Source organism: Thalassotalea euphylliae, from assembly GCF_003390335.1.
In the GTDB taxonomy this organism is placed as follows: Bacteria; Pseudomonadota; Gammaproteobacteria; order Enterobacterales; family Alteromonadaceae; genus Thalassotalea_F; species Thalassotalea_F euphylliae_B.
The window spans coordinates 28107-44104 of the sequence record NZ_QUOU01000001.1; the positions used below are offsets into that span (position 1 = coordinate 28107).

General features: G+C 45.3%; 10 protein-coding genes, 1 tRNA gene and 3 rRNA genes. 10 read left to right on the top strand and 4 right to left on the bottom strand.

Annotated features, from left to right (window positions below):
• Positions 1-3: 3 nt before the first annotated feature.
• The gene (gene purE / locus DXX93_RS00115; protein WP_116006276.1) at positions 4-486 is read right to left on the bottom strand and encodes a 5-(carboxyamino)imidazole ribonucleotide mutase; all 483 of its coding nucleotides are present in this window, start codon (positions 484-486) and stop codon (positions 4-6) included.
• Between the two features lie 226 nt (positions 487-712).
• Between purE and DXX93_RS00120 the strand changes: the two genes are divergently transcribed.
• The 6 genes from DXX93_RS00120 to DXX93_RS00145 all read left to right on the top strand — a co-directional run bounded on the left by DXX93_RS00120 (position 713) and on the right by DXX93_RS00145 (position 6137).
• A complete protein-coding gene (locus DXX93_RS00120; protein WP_116006277.1) occupies positions 713-2341 on the top strand; it encodes an acyl-CoA synthetase in 1629 nt (542 codons plus the stop codon).
• 103 nt (positions 2342-2444) lie between these two features.
• Entirely contained in the window at positions 2445-2990 is a 546-nt protein-coding gene (locus DXX93_RS00125) for an L-threonylcarbamoyladenylate synthase (RefSeq protein ID WP_116006278.1), read from the top strand.
• Positions 2987-3895 (top strand): oxygen-dependent coproporphyrinogen oxidase, encoded by a 909-nt coding sequence (hemF, locus tag DXX93_RS00130; RefSeq protein ID WP_116006279.1) that lies wholly within the window; start codon positions 2987-2989, stop codon positions 3893-3895. Before DXX93_RS00125 ends, hemF begins: the two co-directional genes overlap by 4 nt.
• Before the next feature lie 234 nt (positions 3896-4129).
• Positions 4130-4870 (top strand): OmpW/AlkL family protein, encoded by a 741-nt coding sequence (locus tag DXX93_RS00135; RefSeq protein WP_116006280.1) that lies wholly within the window; start codon positions 4130-4132, stop codon positions 4868-4870.
• A gap of 182 nt (positions 4871-5052) precedes the next feature.
• Positions 5053-5874 (top strand): shikimate dehydrogenase, encoded by an 822-nt coding sequence (aroE, locus tag DXX93_RS00140; RefSeq protein ID WP_181902093.1) that lies wholly within the window; start codon positions 5053-5055, stop codon positions 5872-5874.
• A gap of 29 nt (positions 5875-5903) precedes the next feature.
• Positions 5904-6137, top strand: a complete 234-nt coding sequence (locus DXX93_RS00145; RefSeq protein WP_116006281.1) for a hypothetical protein — start codon at positions 5904-5906, stop codon at positions 6135-6137.
• Positions 6138-6177: 40 nt separating this feature from the next.
• On the opposite strand, the gene DXX93_RS00150 is transcribed toward DXX93_RS00145, so the two are convergent.
• Positions 6178-6720, bottom strand: coding sequence for a gamma carbonic anhydrase family protein (locus DXX93_RS00150; protein ID WP_116009775.1), 543 nt, complete (start codon positions 6718-6720; stop codon positions 6178-6180).
• Positions 6721-7452: 732 nt separating this feature from the next.
• Here DXX93_RS00150 and DXX93_RS00155 point away from each other — a divergent pair.
• From DXX93_RS00155 to DXX93_RS00170, 4 genes are all read left to right on the top strand, one after another.
• Positions 7453-9009 (top strand): 16S ribosomal RNA (locus DXX93_RS00155).
• Positions 9010-9392: 383 nt separating this feature from the next.
• Positions 9393-12269, top strand: a 23S ribosomal RNA gene (locus tag DXX93_RS00160).
• A gap of 177 nt (positions 12270-12446) precedes the next feature.
• Positions 12447-12561, top strand: a 5S ribosomal RNA gene (gene rrf, locus DXX93_RS00165).
• The 16S, 23S and 5S rRNA genes sit together here with 1 tRNA gene alongside, the layout of an rRNA operon.
• A gap of 43 nt (positions 12562-12604) precedes the next feature.
• Positions 12605-12689 (top strand) — tRNA-Tyr (locus tag DXX93_RS00170).
• A 222-nt stretch (positions 12690-12911) separates the two neighbouring features.
• Here the strand turns inward: DXX93_RS00170 and DXX93_RS00175 are convergent.
• Together DXX93_RS00175 and DXX93_RS00180 are read right to left on the bottom strand one after the other, a co-directional pair.
• Positions 12912-14228 (bottom strand): spinster family MFS transporter, encoded by a 1317-nt coding sequence (locus DXX93_RS00175; protein ID WP_116006282.1) that lies wholly within the window; start codon positions 14226-14228, stop codon positions 12912-12914.
• 103 nt (positions 14229-14331) lie between these two features.
• Positions 14332-15951: a response regulator gene (locus DXX93_RS00180; RefSeq protein ID WP_116006283.1), complete on the bottom strand. Its 1620-nt coding sequence runs from the start codon at positions 15949-15951 to the stop codon at positions 14332-14334.
• Positions 15952-15998 lie beyond the last annotated feature (47 nt).

Here is a 15998-nt window from a genome sequence, read left to right on the forward strand (position 1 = left end):
ACATTACTCTGCAGGGTTTGGATTAGCTAAAATCGTTTCAGTTTGCTCGGTGCGGAATTTTTCAACAGCCGCCATCACTTTCTCGTCATGGGTGCCAATAATTTGTGCCGCTAGAAGCCCTGAATTTGCAGCGCCCGCATTGCCAATGGCTAAAGTACCAACTGCGATGCCTTTCGGCATTTGCACAATAGAAAGTAATGAGTCTTGGCCACTTAGTGCTTTCGATTGAACCGGAACACCAAGCACGGGTAAGCTAGTATATGCGGCTGTCATACCGGGCAAATGTGCGGCACCACCAGCACCAGCAATAATGACTTTAATCCCGCGATCTTTTGCTGACTCCGCATATTCGGCGAGCAAGTGAGGAGTACGATGCGCTGACACAACCTTCGTTTCGTATGGCACACCAAATAAATCCAACATTTCCGCCGCATGCTGCATCGTTGGCCAATCCGATTTTGACCCCATGATAATACCGACTTTCATTGCTAAACCGCCCTTGAGTTAAACTGAAATATTGTAGGTTTTATAACCTAGCGAATGGTCGCGCATTATACCCCCGTTTTTCACATTACGGAATCATCGAAAACCATCTTTTGACCGCTAAATTCCTGACCAAGCGGACAATTTTAGTATTAGACTAAAGGAGAATTTCATTAACTTTTAGGTTTGATAAGCTGGTGGAATATTCAACGATTCAATAGAGGGCACTATGAATATTTTTGAGCATGGTTTAGATCAATGTCAGGCGAACTATGTGCCACTTACGCCAATTAATTTTTTGAAACGCACTGCTGATACTTTCCCCGAAAGAATAGCGATTATTCATGGCAAGGAGCACATAAGCTACCAACGTTTTCAAATTGAGGTTAATCGCTTTGCCAGTGCATTAGTGAAACGCGGGGTGAAAAAGGGTGATACGGTTGCCGTTATGGCAGCCAATATTCCTGCGTTTATTGAAGCGCACTACGCTGTACCTATGACTGGGGCTGTGCTTAATTCCCTTAACACCCGACTTGATGCCCAAGCGCTAGCGTTTATTCTAGATCATGGAGAGTGTGATGTTTTACTGGTTGATATGGCCTACGCTGAGGTCATGAAAACGGCACTTGCGCTATCGTCTCGTCAACCTTTAGTGATTGATATTGTCGACCCTGAATGCACTCAAGCAACCGCACGAATTGGTGAACTCGATTTTGATACTTTGCTGAATGAAGGTGACGATGTTTTTGATCTACATTTGATTACCGACGAATGGCAAGCGCTGGCGTTAAATTACACGTCTGGTACTACAGGCAATCCCAAAGGAGTGGTTTATTCGCATCGTGGAGCCTATCTTAATGCGATTGGCAATGCCTTAGTCTGGTCGTTATCCGATGTCCCCGTGTACTTGTGGACGCTACCCATGTTTCACTGCAATGGTTGGTGTTTTCCTTGGTCAATAGTTGCTGTGGGTGGCACTCAAGTGTGTTTGCGGCATGTGGAAGTTAACAGTATTGTCGCTAAGATGAACGAGCATCAGGTGAGTCATTTTTGTGGTGCGCCCATTGTCCTCAATACCATCATGAATGCTGAGTCATCACTACTGCAATCCATTCCGCGCGGTATAAAGGTGATGACGGCTGGCGCACCACCGCCAGCAGCAGTCATTAAAGGGATGGAAACGCTTGGCTTTGAGATTACCCAGACTTACGGTTTAACCGAAGTTTACGGCCCTTGTGTGGCCAGCGAATGGAAATCGGAATGGGATGACAAAGACAGCGATGAACGCGCCGCATTAAAAGCTAGACAGGGCGTCCGATATCCCACCCAAGAAGCCGTTGATGTGCTAGACCCCGAAACCATGTTACCTGTGCCAGCGGATGCGGAAACGATTGGCGAGATCATGTTTCGTGGCAACACCACCATGAGAGGGTATTTGAAAAACGAAACGGCAACCGAACAAGCGTTTGCACATGGTTGGTTCCATTCTGGTGATCTTGCCGTCAAACATCCTGATGGTTTTATCGAAATCCGCGATCGCTCAAAAGATATCATTATTTCAGGCGGAGAAAATATCTCGTCAGTTGAACTCGAAGGCGTGTTGTACCAACATCCGGCGATTTTAGAAGCTGCTGTTGTCGCAAGAGCGGACGACACTTGGGGCGAGTCTCCTTGTGCGTTCGTTACGCTCAAAGCTGACTATGTCTTGTCAGAGGATGAAGTCATCAGTTTCTGCCGTGAACATATGGCGCATTTCAAAGTACCGCGCAGTGTCGTGTTTAGTGAGTTGCCAAAAACGTCGACGGGAAAAATTCAGAAATTTGTTTTACGGGAAAAGGTACGTTCGCTGTTTGGTTAGGAATTTTAGTACTGGTCAGAAAGGGCCTTTGGTTACGGCCCTGTATTCTCGTTAACAACTAGCTATAATAGCGCTCTTTATATAAACAAGAGTCCGAGTGTAAATGACTTCAGCTGTAGAGGCGTTTGAAAGCGGCGGCGTTATAGCATATCCAACCGAAGCTGTGTTTGGCTTAGGTTGCGATCCCGACAACGAACAAGCTGTGCAAAAGTTATTGGCAATAAAGCAGCGTCCGATCGAAAAAGGGTTAATTTTACTGGCAAGTAATTATTCGCAATTTTTACCTTATATTGACGATAGTAAAATTCCTCAAGATAAGCGATTTGCTGTTTTATCGCGCTGGCCTGACGGCATCACCCAAGTACTTCCTTGTTTACCTTCAACACCCGCTTGGTTAACCGGCAAGTTTTCGACACTGGCGGTTCGAATTACGAGCCAGCCAGATGTTGTTGCCTTGTGTAATAAAACGAACAAGCCAATCGTTTCTACCAGTGCAAATTTATCGGGACACCCTCCGTGTAAGACTTGGCAAGAAGTCGAGCAAGCGTTAGCTGAGCACTTGGACTATGTAATTAAAGGTGAAACCTTAGGTTTCGAGCAGCCATCGACAATTATTGATGGTTTAACTGGAGAAATATTCCGATCATGAGTGATATCAACATCGACCTAGTGGTCGACTATTTTAAATCGCTACAAGACGCAATTTGTCAGGCGCTAGAACAAGCAGACGGCACGGGTCAATTTGTTGAAGACAATTGGACGCGAGCCGAGGGAGGCGGTGGCCGCACGCGCGTGTTGACTGATGGCGCAGTAATTGAGCAGGGTGGGGTGAACTTCTCGCTTGTTGCTGGCGACAAACTACCTCCTTCAGCGACAGCACATCGACCTGAACTTGCTGGCCGTAGTTGGCAGGCTTGTGGCGTTTCATTGGTTATCCACCCTAAAAATCCTTATATCCCAACATCGCATGCTAATGTTCGCTTTTTTATTGCTGAAAAAGAAGGCGAGGAGCCGGTATGGTGGTTTGGTGGTGGCTTTGATTTAACGCCTTTTTATCCATTTGAAGAAGATGTATTGCACTGGCACCAAACAGCACATGATTTATGTCAACCTTTTGGTGACAGCGTTTATGCTGAGCACAAAAAGTGGTGCGATGATTACTTTTACTTGAAACACAGAGACGAAACTCGCGGTGTTGGTGGCTTGTTCTTTGATGATCTCAACGATTGGGGCTTCGCAACGTGTTTCGATTATGTAAAAGCGGTTGGTCAAGGCTATATCGACGCTTACACACCAATTATCGGCAAGCGCAAGGCTACACCTTATGGTGAGCGTGAGCGCCAATTCCAGTTGTATCGCCGTGGTCGCTATGTCGAATTTAACTTGGTGTTTGACCGTGGAACCTTATTTGGTTTGCAGTCTGGTGGTCGTACCGAATCGATCTTGATGTCTATGCCACCACTGGCTCGTTGGGAGTATAACTACCAAGCCGCAGCAGGAAGTGACGAGGCTAGGCTAAATGAATTTCTCGTACCGAGAGACTGGCTAGCCTAAAAGAACCTGCTTAATGTGCAGCTTAGCTTGGTAAACTAAGCTGCATTGTTCTTTTTTCTTACTCTATTTTTCTTCCTTTCAAATTTAGCTCCCGCTGATTTATTGATTTAGATCATTATTTATTCTGCTAATGGCTTTCTTTACTCGATCTGAGGGAAGAACCTTGAGGTAAATCAACTTTTGCCGACTAGGATATCAGTAGACTAGCGTCAATTATTTAAGGGGAAGACTCTCATGAAAAAAAGCATTATTACTCTAGCGGTTTTATCTTCAATGACATTTGGTGCATTGGCAGCTGGTTATCAAGCTGGCGACATCGTTGTACGTGGTGGTGCAACTATGGTTGATCCAAGCAGCGATAAAGCAACAATCTTTGCTGCTGACCAAACTGTAAACTTAGGTGCAGGTCCTATTTCTGCATCTGTTGAAGATGATACACAACTAGGTTTGAACTTCGTTTACTTTCTAGATTCAAACTGGGCGTTAGAATTATTAGCAGCAACACCATTTAAACATGACATCACTGTTCATACGGGTGCAGGCTCTACTAACTTGGGTGAAACTAAGCACTTACCACCAACATTAAGTGCACTTTACTATTTTGATACTAACTCAAACTTCAAGCCTTACGTTGGTGTTGGTATTAACTACACTATTTTCTTTGAAGAAGATTTCAACTCAGCATTACAAGGTGCTAACAGCCCTGAAATTGTTGGCCTTGGTGAGACGCTGCTTGATGCTCCGCGTCCAAACTTAGATGTTAACGATCTAGATTTAGATAACTCACTTGGTTTGAGTGCACAAATTGGTGTTGACTACTTAATTGATGAGCACTGGTCAATCAATGCTTCAGCACGTTACATTGACATCGACACTGATGGTTCATTCACAGCGGTTGGCGGTGCAGTACCAGGTAAAGTTAGCGTAGATATTGACCCTATGGTTTACTCGCTAATGATTGGTTACAAGTTCTAATCTCTGTTGAACTTGGCTAGCCGCACTTGGGTAACTAAGTGCGGCTTTTTTGTTTTTGAGAGCTTCTAGAGCATATATTAAATCCATTCCGCATAAGTACACACAAAAGCTACTTGTCAGCGACTCGAAAACGTTCTTTAATGCCTGAAAACTAATGCTTGTTATCAGGAATTAACTCGCCAATGGATAAATATGCCGTTTTTGGCCACCCGATCACCCAATCTAAGTCGCCCCAAATTCACCAAAAGTTCGCTGAGAGTACGCAGCAAAATATCGAATATACAGCAATAGACCCTGGACCTGATAACTTTGAAAAGGGTATTCAGCAATTCGTCGCTGCGGGTGGAAAAGGCTGCAATATCACCATGCCATTTAAACAACAAGCATATAAGCTAGCCGGGCAGCTTTCCGAACGAGCAAAACTCGCAGGTGCCGTTAATACACTTACATTCCACAGCGACGGAACAATATCTGGTGACAATACTGATGGCGCGGGTTTAGTTAATGATCTGTTAGCAAATGGCGCTAAGCTCAACAAAAAGGTGCTATTAATCGGTGCTGGTGGGGCTGCGCGCGGTGTCATTAAGCCGTTACTTGATTGCCAGCCAGAGCTTTTGATTATTGTTAATCGCACCCATGAAAAAGCAGAATTGCTTGCAGACAAGTTTCAAGCGTTTGGCAATATTCATGCATTATCTATAACTGAGTTGGCAGCGAAGCATAGCTTTGATGTGATTATCAATTCCAGCTCTACCAGTTTAACGGGGGAATTACCGCCAGTGCCCCCCAGTATTTTCTCTGCAGGGTGTTTTGCTTACGATATGGTGTACCAAGATAAACCAACCTGTTTTCTCACTTGGGCAGCAGAGCATGGTGCCACGACAATTGTTGATGGTCTTGGAATGCTAGTGGGTCAGGCTGCAGAAAGCTTTAGAGTTTGGCGCGGGGTTGAGCCGGCTAAAGAGCCTGTTTTGACTATGCTTCGAGCTGAGCTTACTAGCTAAACTCGAAGCACAAAAGGCGAATACCTTATATGAATCAATCGATATTATTTAATGATGACTTAGCATTTAACGCTGATAAAGACTGTTGGCAAATGTCAGGGATGGTGGCAGGGCAACTGGTGACTATCTATTTTCACTCATATTCATTGTCAAAACTCGACGAGATCAGCAGCTGTACTCGTTACGATTTAGAAGAAATTGCAGAAATGTGGTTTGAAGATAACGAGCTAGAGTCGAATGAAATACATATTAAGTTAAGCTAACGGTAATTCATTCTTAAACCTATAAAAAGAAGAGAGCTAATTAAACGCTCTCTTTTAAGTAATCATCCTTTAATTCAACGTAGTTAATCGCTGACTGTTTTAGAAAAACAATTTCAGCTTCTGTTAACGGTCGTGCTTTCTTCATTGGGTTACCAACATATAAATAACCACTTTCTAGTGTTTTATTGGGAGGTACTAATGTGCCTGCGCCAATAAACACATCATCTTGTACCACCGCACCATCCATAATAATCGCTCCCATTCCGACAAGTATGCGATTACCTAGCTGGCAACCGTGAAGCATGCACTGATGACCTATAGTGACATCATCACCAATAACAAGTGGAAAACCTTCGGGGTTTCGGGCACTTTTTCGCGTGACATGTAAAATCGTCCCGTCTTGCACATTCGTTCTTTCACCTATGCTAATAGTATTTACATCACCGCGTGCAGCAACCATAGGCCAAATACTGGCATCCGCTGCGATGGTAACATCACCAACTAACACTGAACTCTCATCTATATAGCAAGTACTATCAATGTTAGGGGTAACACCTTTATATGATCTGATTGATAACGGCATGGCAAACTCGTATTTAGAAAACATATTTACCAACAATAGTAGCAAAAAAGCAAAACTAAATAAGTAGTTGCTCTTTTGAGAAGGAATTAGCCTGGATAAATTTATGTTTTTACGATTGTCTCCTAACTTAGCGTTAATGCGAGTTGGAATAGATAGATTTGGGGTAATCTAGGTGTTTTTGCTCAATAAATACGTGGTTTGTACAAAAATAAACCGAATAAATAAAAATATCAAAAAACTTTCAAAAAGGTGTTGACGCCCAGCTAAAAATCTCTAAAATGCGCATCCACTTCCACGGGACAGCCCAACGAAGTGTTTTGATAAGTTTAGTTAGTAAGTTTGCTAAGTAAACCGGTCAGATAACTTAGAAAAATGAATTAAAGATTTTTTCAAAAAGTTGTTGACATCAAAACTAGGAAGCGTAGAATGCGCATCCGCTCTCAACGAGAGAGTAAGCGGTTTAACAACGAATGCGATTGTTAACTCGCACCGAACAAAACGTTCATCCATGAACGGTTCGGTATACCTACTTCGTGTAGGCATCTTTAACAATTAGTTATCATGCAATTTGTGTGAGCATTCACATGATGTTGATTTTACAAATAAGCAAACTTAGGTTTGCCAAAATTAACTCAGTGAACTCATGCAAAAACTACTTAATATATAAGTTTTATTTGTACAGAATTCATTGAGCCGATGTCTTTCCTAACAGAAGGTCATCACAAACGATTTTAATTGAAGAGTTTGATCATGGCTCAGATTGAACGCTGGCGGCAGGCTTAACACATGCAAGTCGAGCGGAAACGAAGAGGAGCTTGCTCCTTTGGCGTCGAGCGGCGGACGGGTGAGTAATGCTTGGGAATATGCCTTTTGGTGGGGGACAACAGTTGGAAACGACTGCTAATACCGCATAATGTGCTTTTCGTAAGAGAAGTACCAAAGCGGGGGATTCTTCGGAACCTCGTGCCAAAAGATTAGCCCAAGTGAGATTAGCTAGATGGTGGGGTAATGGCCTACCATGGCGACGATCTCTAGCTGGTTTGAGAGGATGATCAGCCACACTGGGACTGAGACACGGCCCAGACTCCTACGGGAGGCAGCAGTGGGGAATATTGCACAATGGGGGAAACCCTGATGCAGCCATGCCGCGTGTGTGAAGAAGGCCTTAGGGTTGTAAAGCACTTTCAGTCGTGAGGAAAGGTTAGTAGGTAATATCTGCTAGCTGTGACGTTAGCGACAGAAGAAGCACCGGCTAACTCCGTGCCAGCAGCCGCGGTAATACGGAGGGTGCGAGCGTTAATCGGAATTACTGGGCGTAAAGCGTGCGTAGGCGGTTTGATAAGCCAGATGTGAAATCCCGGGGCTTAACCTCGGAACTGCATTTGGAACTGTTTGACTAGAGTACTGTAGAGGGTGGTGGAATTTCCAGTGTAGCGGTGAAATGCGTAGAGATTGGAAGGAACATCAGTGGCGAAGGCGGCCACCTGGACAGATACTGACGCTGAGGCACGAAAGCGTGGGGAGCGAACAGGATTAGATACCCTGGTAGTCCACGCCGTAAACGATGTCAACTAGCTGTTTGTGTTCTTGAAACGTGAGTAGCGTAGCTAACGCGCTAAGTTGACCGCCTGGGGAGTACGGCCGCAAGGTTAAAACTCAAATGAATTGACGGGGGCCCGCACAAGCGGTGGAGCATGTGGTTTAATTCGATGCAACGCGAAGAACCTTACCATCCCTTGACATCCACAGAAGTTACTAGAGATAGTTTCGTGCCTTCGGGAACTGTGAGACAGGTGCTGCATGGCTGTCGTCAGCTCGTGTTGTGAAATGTTGGGTTAAGTCCCGCAACGAGCGCAACCCCTATCCTTATTTGCCAGCGAGTCGTGTCGGGAACTCTAAGGAGACTGCCGGTGATAAACCGGAGGAAGGTGGGGACGACGTCAAGTCATCATGGCCCTTACGGGATGGGCTACACACGTGCTACAATGGCGTATACAGAGGGCAGCAAGACCGCGAGGTGGAGCGAATCCCAGAAAGTACGTCGTAGTCCGGATTGGAGTCTGCAACTCGACTCCATGAAGTCGGAATCGCTAGTAATCGCGAATCAGAATGTCGCGGTGAATACGTTCCCGGGCCTTGTACACACCGCCCGTCACACCATGGGAGTGGGTTGCAAAAGAAGTGGCTAGTTTAACCTTAGGGAGGACGGTCACCACTTTGTGATTCATGACTGGGGTGAAGTCGTAACAAGGTAACCCTAGGGGAACCTGGGGTTGGATCACCTCCTTATCTTGACGTAGAACGCACCATGTTGAGTGTTCACACACATTGCATTGATAACGATATTGAAGAAATGACCTTAACTGAGAAGTTAAAGTTAAAGGCTTATTGAGCAGTTAACTTTAGTTTCTTATTGAAACAATGTTCTTTAACAATTTGGAAAGCTGATATATATCCCGAAATAATTAGTAACTTAATTATTTCGAATGATGATTACAGTGTCGCGCTGTAAGCATCAAACCTGAAATAAGATTTTTCCTTATCTTATTTCAATCTAATTCAAGCATACTCCAATCATTCATTTGATTGAGTACGTGAAAATGTCAGTCATACATTAGCATCAAGGCTTGTCTCTTGATGACTTAAATAAGTAAAACTATTTGGGGTTGTATGGTTAAGTGACTAAGCGTATATGGTGGATGCCTTGGCAGTTAGAGGCGATGAAAGACGTGTTAATCTGCGATAAGCCTAGGTAAGGTGATAAAAACCGTTATAACCTAGGATTTCTGAATGGGGAAACCCAGTGCCATAAGGCACTATCAATAAGTGAATACATAGCTTATTGAGGCGAACCGGGAGAACTGAAACATCTAAGTACCCCGAGGAAAAGAAATCAACCGAGATTTCCTTAGTAGCGGCGAGCGAACGGGAATTAGCCCTTAAGCTTATGGGCGTTAGTGGAACAAGCTGGAAAGCTTGGCGATACAGGGTGATAGCCCCGTACACGAAGACAAACATAAGTGAAATCGAGTAGGTCGGCACACGTGAAATGTTGACTGAACATGGGGGGACCATCCTCCAAGGCTAAATACTCCTAACTGACCGATAGTGAACCAGTACCGTGAGGGAAAGGCGAAAAGAACCCCTGTGAGGGGAGTGAAATAGAACCTGAAACCGTATACGTACAAGCAGTGGAAGCCTTAGGGTGACTGCGTACCTTTTGTATAATGGGTCAGCGACTTATATTCTGTAGCAAGGTTAACCGATTAGGGGAGCCGTAGCGAAAGCGAGTGTTAACTGCGCGTTCAGTTGCAGGGTATAGACCCGAAACCCGGCGATCTACCCATGGGCAGGTTGAAGGTTGGGTAACACCAACTGGAGGACCGAACACACGTATGTTGAAAAATGCGGTGATGACCTGTGGGTCGGAGTGAAAGGCTAATCAAGCCGGGAGATAGCTGGTTCTCCCCGAAATCTATTTAGGTAGAGCCTCGGACGAATACCATTGGGGGTAGAGCACTGTTAAGGCTAGGGGGTCATCCCGACTTACCAACCCTTTGCAAACTCCGAATACCAATGAGTACTATCCGGGAGACACACTATGGGTGCTAACGTCCGTAGTGAAGAGGGAAACAACCCAGACCGCCAGCTAAGGTCCCAAAGTCATAGTTAAGTGGGAAACGATGTGGAAAGGCATAGACAGCTAGGAGGTTGGCTTAGAAGCAGCCATCCTTTAAAGAAAGCGTAATAGCTCACTAGTCGAGTCGGTCTGCGCGGAAGATGTAACGGGGCTAAACTATGCACCGAAGCTGCGGATTTGAGCTTTTGCTCAAGTGGTAGGGGAGCGTTCTGTAAGCCGTTGAAGGTGTGTTGAGAAGCATGCTGGAGGTATCAGAAGTGCGAATGCTGACATGAGTAACGATAAAGGGGGTGAAAAACCCCCTCGCCGAAAGACCAAGGTTTCCTGTCCCATGTTAATCAGGGCAGGGTAAGTCGGCCCCTAAGGCGAGACCGAGAGGTGTAGTCGATGGGAAACAGATTAATATTTCTGTACTTCTTTATATTGCGATGGAGGGACGGAGAAGGCTAAGCAAGCATGGCGTTGGTTGTCCATGTGAAAGATTGTAGGCTGGAAACTTAGGCAAATCCGGGTTTCTAAGGCTGAGAGTCGAGACGAGACGCTACGGCGTTGAAGTTGTTGATGCCCTGCTTCCAGGAAAAGCTTCTAAGCATAGATATAAAGGAACCGTACCCCAAACCGACACAGGTGGTTAGGTAGAGAATACTAAGGCGCTTGAGAGAACTCGGGTGAAGGAACTAGGCAAAATAGTACCGTAACTTCGGGAGAAGGTACGCCGGCTCTGGTGATGGGACTTGCTCCCTAAGCTGAGGTCGGTCGAAGTAACCAGGTGGCTGGAACTGTTTATTAAAAACACAGCACTGTGCAAAATCGAAAGATGACGTATACGGTGTGACGCCTGCCCGGTGCCGGAAGGTTAATTGATTGGGTTAGCTCTGCGAAGCTCATGATCGAAGCCCCGGTAAACGGCGGCCGTAACTATAACGGTCCTAAGGTAGCGAAATTCCTTGTCGGGTAAGTTCCGACCTGCACGAATGGCGTAATCATGGCCACACTGTCTCCACCCGAGACTCAGTGAAATTGAAATTGCGGTTAAGATGCCGTATACCCGCGGCTAGACGGAAAGACCCCGTGAACCTTTACTATAGCTTGACAGTGAACATTGCTCCTACATGTGTAGGATAGGTGGGAGGCTTTGAAACTTGCACGCCAGTGTGAGTGGAGCCAACCTTGAAATACCACCCTTGTATGCGTGATGTTCTAACCTGGGCCGATTATCTCGGTTGGGGACACTGTCTGGTGGGTAGTTTGACTGGGGCGGTCTCCTCCCAAAGCGTAACGGAGGAGCACGAAGGTTGGCTAAGTACGGTCGGACATCGTACGGTTAGTGCAATGGCATAAGCCAGCTTAACTGCGAGACAGACACGTCGAGCAGGTGCGAAAGCAGGTCATAGTGATCCGGTGGTTCTGTATGGAAGGGCCATCGCTCAACGGATAAAAGGTACTCCGGGGATAACAGGCTGATACCGCCCAAGAGTTCATATCGACGGCGGTGTTTGGCACCTCGATGTCGGCTCATCACATCCTGGGGCTGAAGTCGGTCCCAAGGGTATGGCTGTTCGCCATTTAAAGTGGTACGCGAGCTGGGTTTAGAACGTCGTGAGACAGTTCGGTCCCTATCTGCCGTGGGCGTTTGAGAATTGAAGAGGGCTGCTCCTAGTACGAGAGGACCGGAGTGGACGAACCTCTGGTGTTCCGGTTGTTTCGCCAGAAGCATTGCCGGGTAGCTACGTTCGGAACTGATAACCGCTGAAAGCATCTAAGCGGGAAGCAGGCTTTGAGATGAGTTCTCACTGGGCCTTTAAGGTCCCTGAAGGGTCGTTGGAGACTACGACGTTGATAGGTCAGGTGTGTAAGGGTTGTGAGGCCTTGAGCTAACTGATACTAATTGCCCGTGAGGCTTAACCATACAACACCCAAATGGTTTTGACTGACAAAACATCACGTACATGAGTACGACTTGAATTAAAATATATAGCGTCGACAAACAACTGTCATCCATGACACTTGTCGACATTAGTGCATCCATGCACGTCACAGTTTTCCAGATTGTAATTTACTGCTAAGGCAGTAAATAAAAGTTTCGCCTAGCGACAATAGCGTTGTAGAACCACCTGACCCCATGCCGAACTCAGAAGTGAAATGCAACTGCGCCGATGGTAGTGTGGGAGGTCCCATGTGAGAGTAGGTCATCGCTAGGCACTTAATTTTAAGCCCAGTTAAAACTGGGCTTAATCCCGTTTTGGAGGGGTTCCCGAGTGGCCAAAGGGATCAGACTGTAAATCTGACGGCTCCGCCTTCGGTGGTTCGAATCCACCTCCCTCCACCATATAAATAAAGCTCGACAGATGTCGGGCTTTTTTTATGCCTAAATGTAATCAGTACTTTGGATCACAAAACAAAATCTATAAAAATTCAAATCGATCCTCTTGCTAAAACTAGCGCGCAAAGCTTCGTACTGTGACAATAGCGTTGTAGAGCCACTTGATTTCACCATATAAAAAACCGCCCTCGTGGACGGTTTATTCATTATATCAATTAAAATAACTACTTATTCTGGTGCGTTTTCAAGGTCTTTTTTCAAGCTTCTAGAGCCTATATAGAAGTGACATACGGACCAGAAACTCACGACAGGTAAAATATACAGCATGGCGTAGCGCAGCGATTGACTACCGTATGTTGGTGAAAGTATGTCGCTTAGAAAGCCAATCGATGACGGGCCTAAGCCTAAGCCGATAATATTTAATATTAAAAAGAAAATAGCGGAAGACATAGCACGCATTCTCAAACCCACTAAACTATGTGTGGTGGCCACAACACAGCCAAGGAACAGGTTCGCCATGACAGAAGGAACAATGAGGCTGTATAACGCAGTGTATTTGTCATTGGTCAGGCAAAACGTTATAAAAAAAGGCAAGCCGAGTAATGCGGCGATGCCCGGTAGCCAGGCGTACCATCGAACGTCTTTCTTGGCTAATTTATCGGCTAGAACGCCACCACCAAAAACACCAATAGCACCACCAACACCAATGATCATTGCTAGCCAAACGCCTAGTTCTGTCGTAGTTATCTCGTAGCTGCGCAACATAAATGATGCCGACCAGTTAACAAATCCATAGCCAACAAATGCCGTTAGCGCAGAGCCCAAAGCCATATGCACAAAGGATGAGCGACTCATGAGTAACTTGAGTGTTTCTTTAAATGAAGGGGGGGATTGCTCATTAATCACTTTATTTTCAGCTAAACCGCGTAAAGGTTCTTTGAGCGTGTAACGCACAATAACCGCTAAAATAATGCCAGGGGCACCCACGACGAGAAAAGCGGTACGCCAGCCAAAAACATCGTTTAACCAGCCACCAAGTAAAAAGCCAAACAAGATACCAATACTTACCCCTGTAGAGTAAAAACCAATGGCGCCTGCTCGCGATTCACGGGGGAAAATATCAGAAATAATTGAGTGGGAAGGTGGACTACAGCCAGCTTCACCAATACCAACACCAATCCGAGCTAGCAGTAACTGAATATAGTTTTGGACAAAGCCACTGATCGCGGTCATAAAGCTCCAAACAAAAACTGCTATCGAGATAATATTCCTTCGATTACCGCTATCGGCCCATTTCGCTATCGGGATACCTGCTATCACATAGAATAACGCGAACGAGAAACCTGTTAGTAAGCCAAGTTGTCCGTCAGATAAACCTAAATCCGCTTTAATACCTTCTTGTAAAATTGCGAGTAGCTGTCGATCAATAAAATTGAAACTATAAACAATGGTAAGCAGTATGAGGGCGTAATACTTACTGGTATTCGTGGTATAGGCACCAGTGGGTGTCGGGAGTGAGCCTTGCTGCGCAGTACTTTGATCCAAGAGGTTCTCCTCATCGGGGGAGTTAGCGGTGTTTAAATTATATTCAATTCAATTTTGTGGTATGTCAATACTTCTATGAAATATAAGTATTTCATATAGTTAGCTATATGAGTGATTTATACTGCTGGTTTAATGTTTGATACCTTTGGTATGCAGGATGGTTACTTGGCAATCCGACAAGTGAGGCTAAAAGGTCATTGGCTTCATTCAGCTTTGAACTGTCTTTACTCTCTTGATAATAAGCTAAAAGTACTTGCACAAAGTTGAGTTTAATACCGATATGGTTCGGGTATAGTTGCTGTGCGGCAAAAAGCCCCAGCAAAGCCTGTCCATAGTTTTGCTGCCGGTAATACTGTGCTGCTTGGTTAAGTGCTTTTTGTGCAACGACGAACTCTTCGCGTTTAAGAGACTCATCAAGCAACATATCCACTTCTGCCATTAAATCGGCATTGTCGGGCTCTCGCTCAACAACTAAATTAATCAAAGTGTTTGCGATTTCTTTTCGGTCAAGCTCGTTAAGCAACCTAGACGCCTTAATTAAGGTCTCTGAGGTGAGCTGCTCACTGACTTTGTCAATGTAACTCTCACTGTTGTTGAGTATGCGTTGGGCGTCGTATTCTTCGTGTGTTTTCATCATGATACGAGCACTGTGCAGTTGCATTTGTACGCGAGTGTCTGGGCTTTTAAACGTTTTGTTGGTTTCATTCAGGGCATTAATCACCCGCAATTTTCTTTGCTTTAATTCACTACTTGTTAATTCATCGGCGTATAAGTTTAAAGACTCTGAAAAATTAAATGCATTATCTGGCTTGTGGTGAATTGAGTTATATGACAACTGATAGTTCTGTTCGAATGCTTGTGTTGCTTTGTCAAACTCGCCGTTGTCAAAACAGAGCTTGGCAAATCGCTCTATCCTTTTTACGGATAGGGGGGAGATTTTTATCGCGGTTTCGAGTACCTCTTGTGCTTTTATGTATTGCTCTATTGCTTCATAACAGGTCGCTAACCAATCGTATGACGATAAATATAAGGGGTGTTGCTCGACCAAGTTAGTAAAGAGGTTGATCGCACCAGAGAAGTCTTGCTGTTTCAGCGCTATTTTGCCCAAACCGATAGTCGCCCACTGGCAGTTTCGTTGATGCTTGAATTGGCGGTAAATCGTCGCTGCTTGTTCGTACTCTTGTAGCTCAAATAGTTGTCTTGATTTAATGCCATAGCACTCAGCTTTATAGGGCGAGTTACTATCTATTGCTTGATTGCAAAGTTCAATGGCGGTATTGGCGTCACTACTGTCGAGGGCTTGATAGATGCTTTTCATGTGATGCTTTTTTCGATAGCAACGCTCAAGCCTGTCGCGCAGATCTTTTATTCGATAGGGTTTGGTGAGGTAGTCGTCAGGCTTGTGCTCCAGTGCCGCCAGCACCATAGCTTGTGAGTTTTCCGCGGTGATTAGAATGACCACGGATTGGCGATTCACAAGGCCGTTTTCGCGCAGCTCCTCGAGCAGTTGCTGGCCGTTCTTTTGGCTTTCGCCAAGGTTGTAGCCAAGTAAAAGCACATCGTAATGGGTTTGAGCACAGCGCAGTACAATGTCGTTGGCGTAACCACAAGCTTCAACCACCTCAGGATCAAGATTGAACGCGAACTGTTTGAGCAAATCGCGAGAAGGCTTGAGGCTGTCGATAATTAGAAACCGCTTGTCGCGATAATTACTAAGGGCCATTGCAAAGCTTATGGTTGAATCTCGTTACTGTTGTTTTTAACTAAACT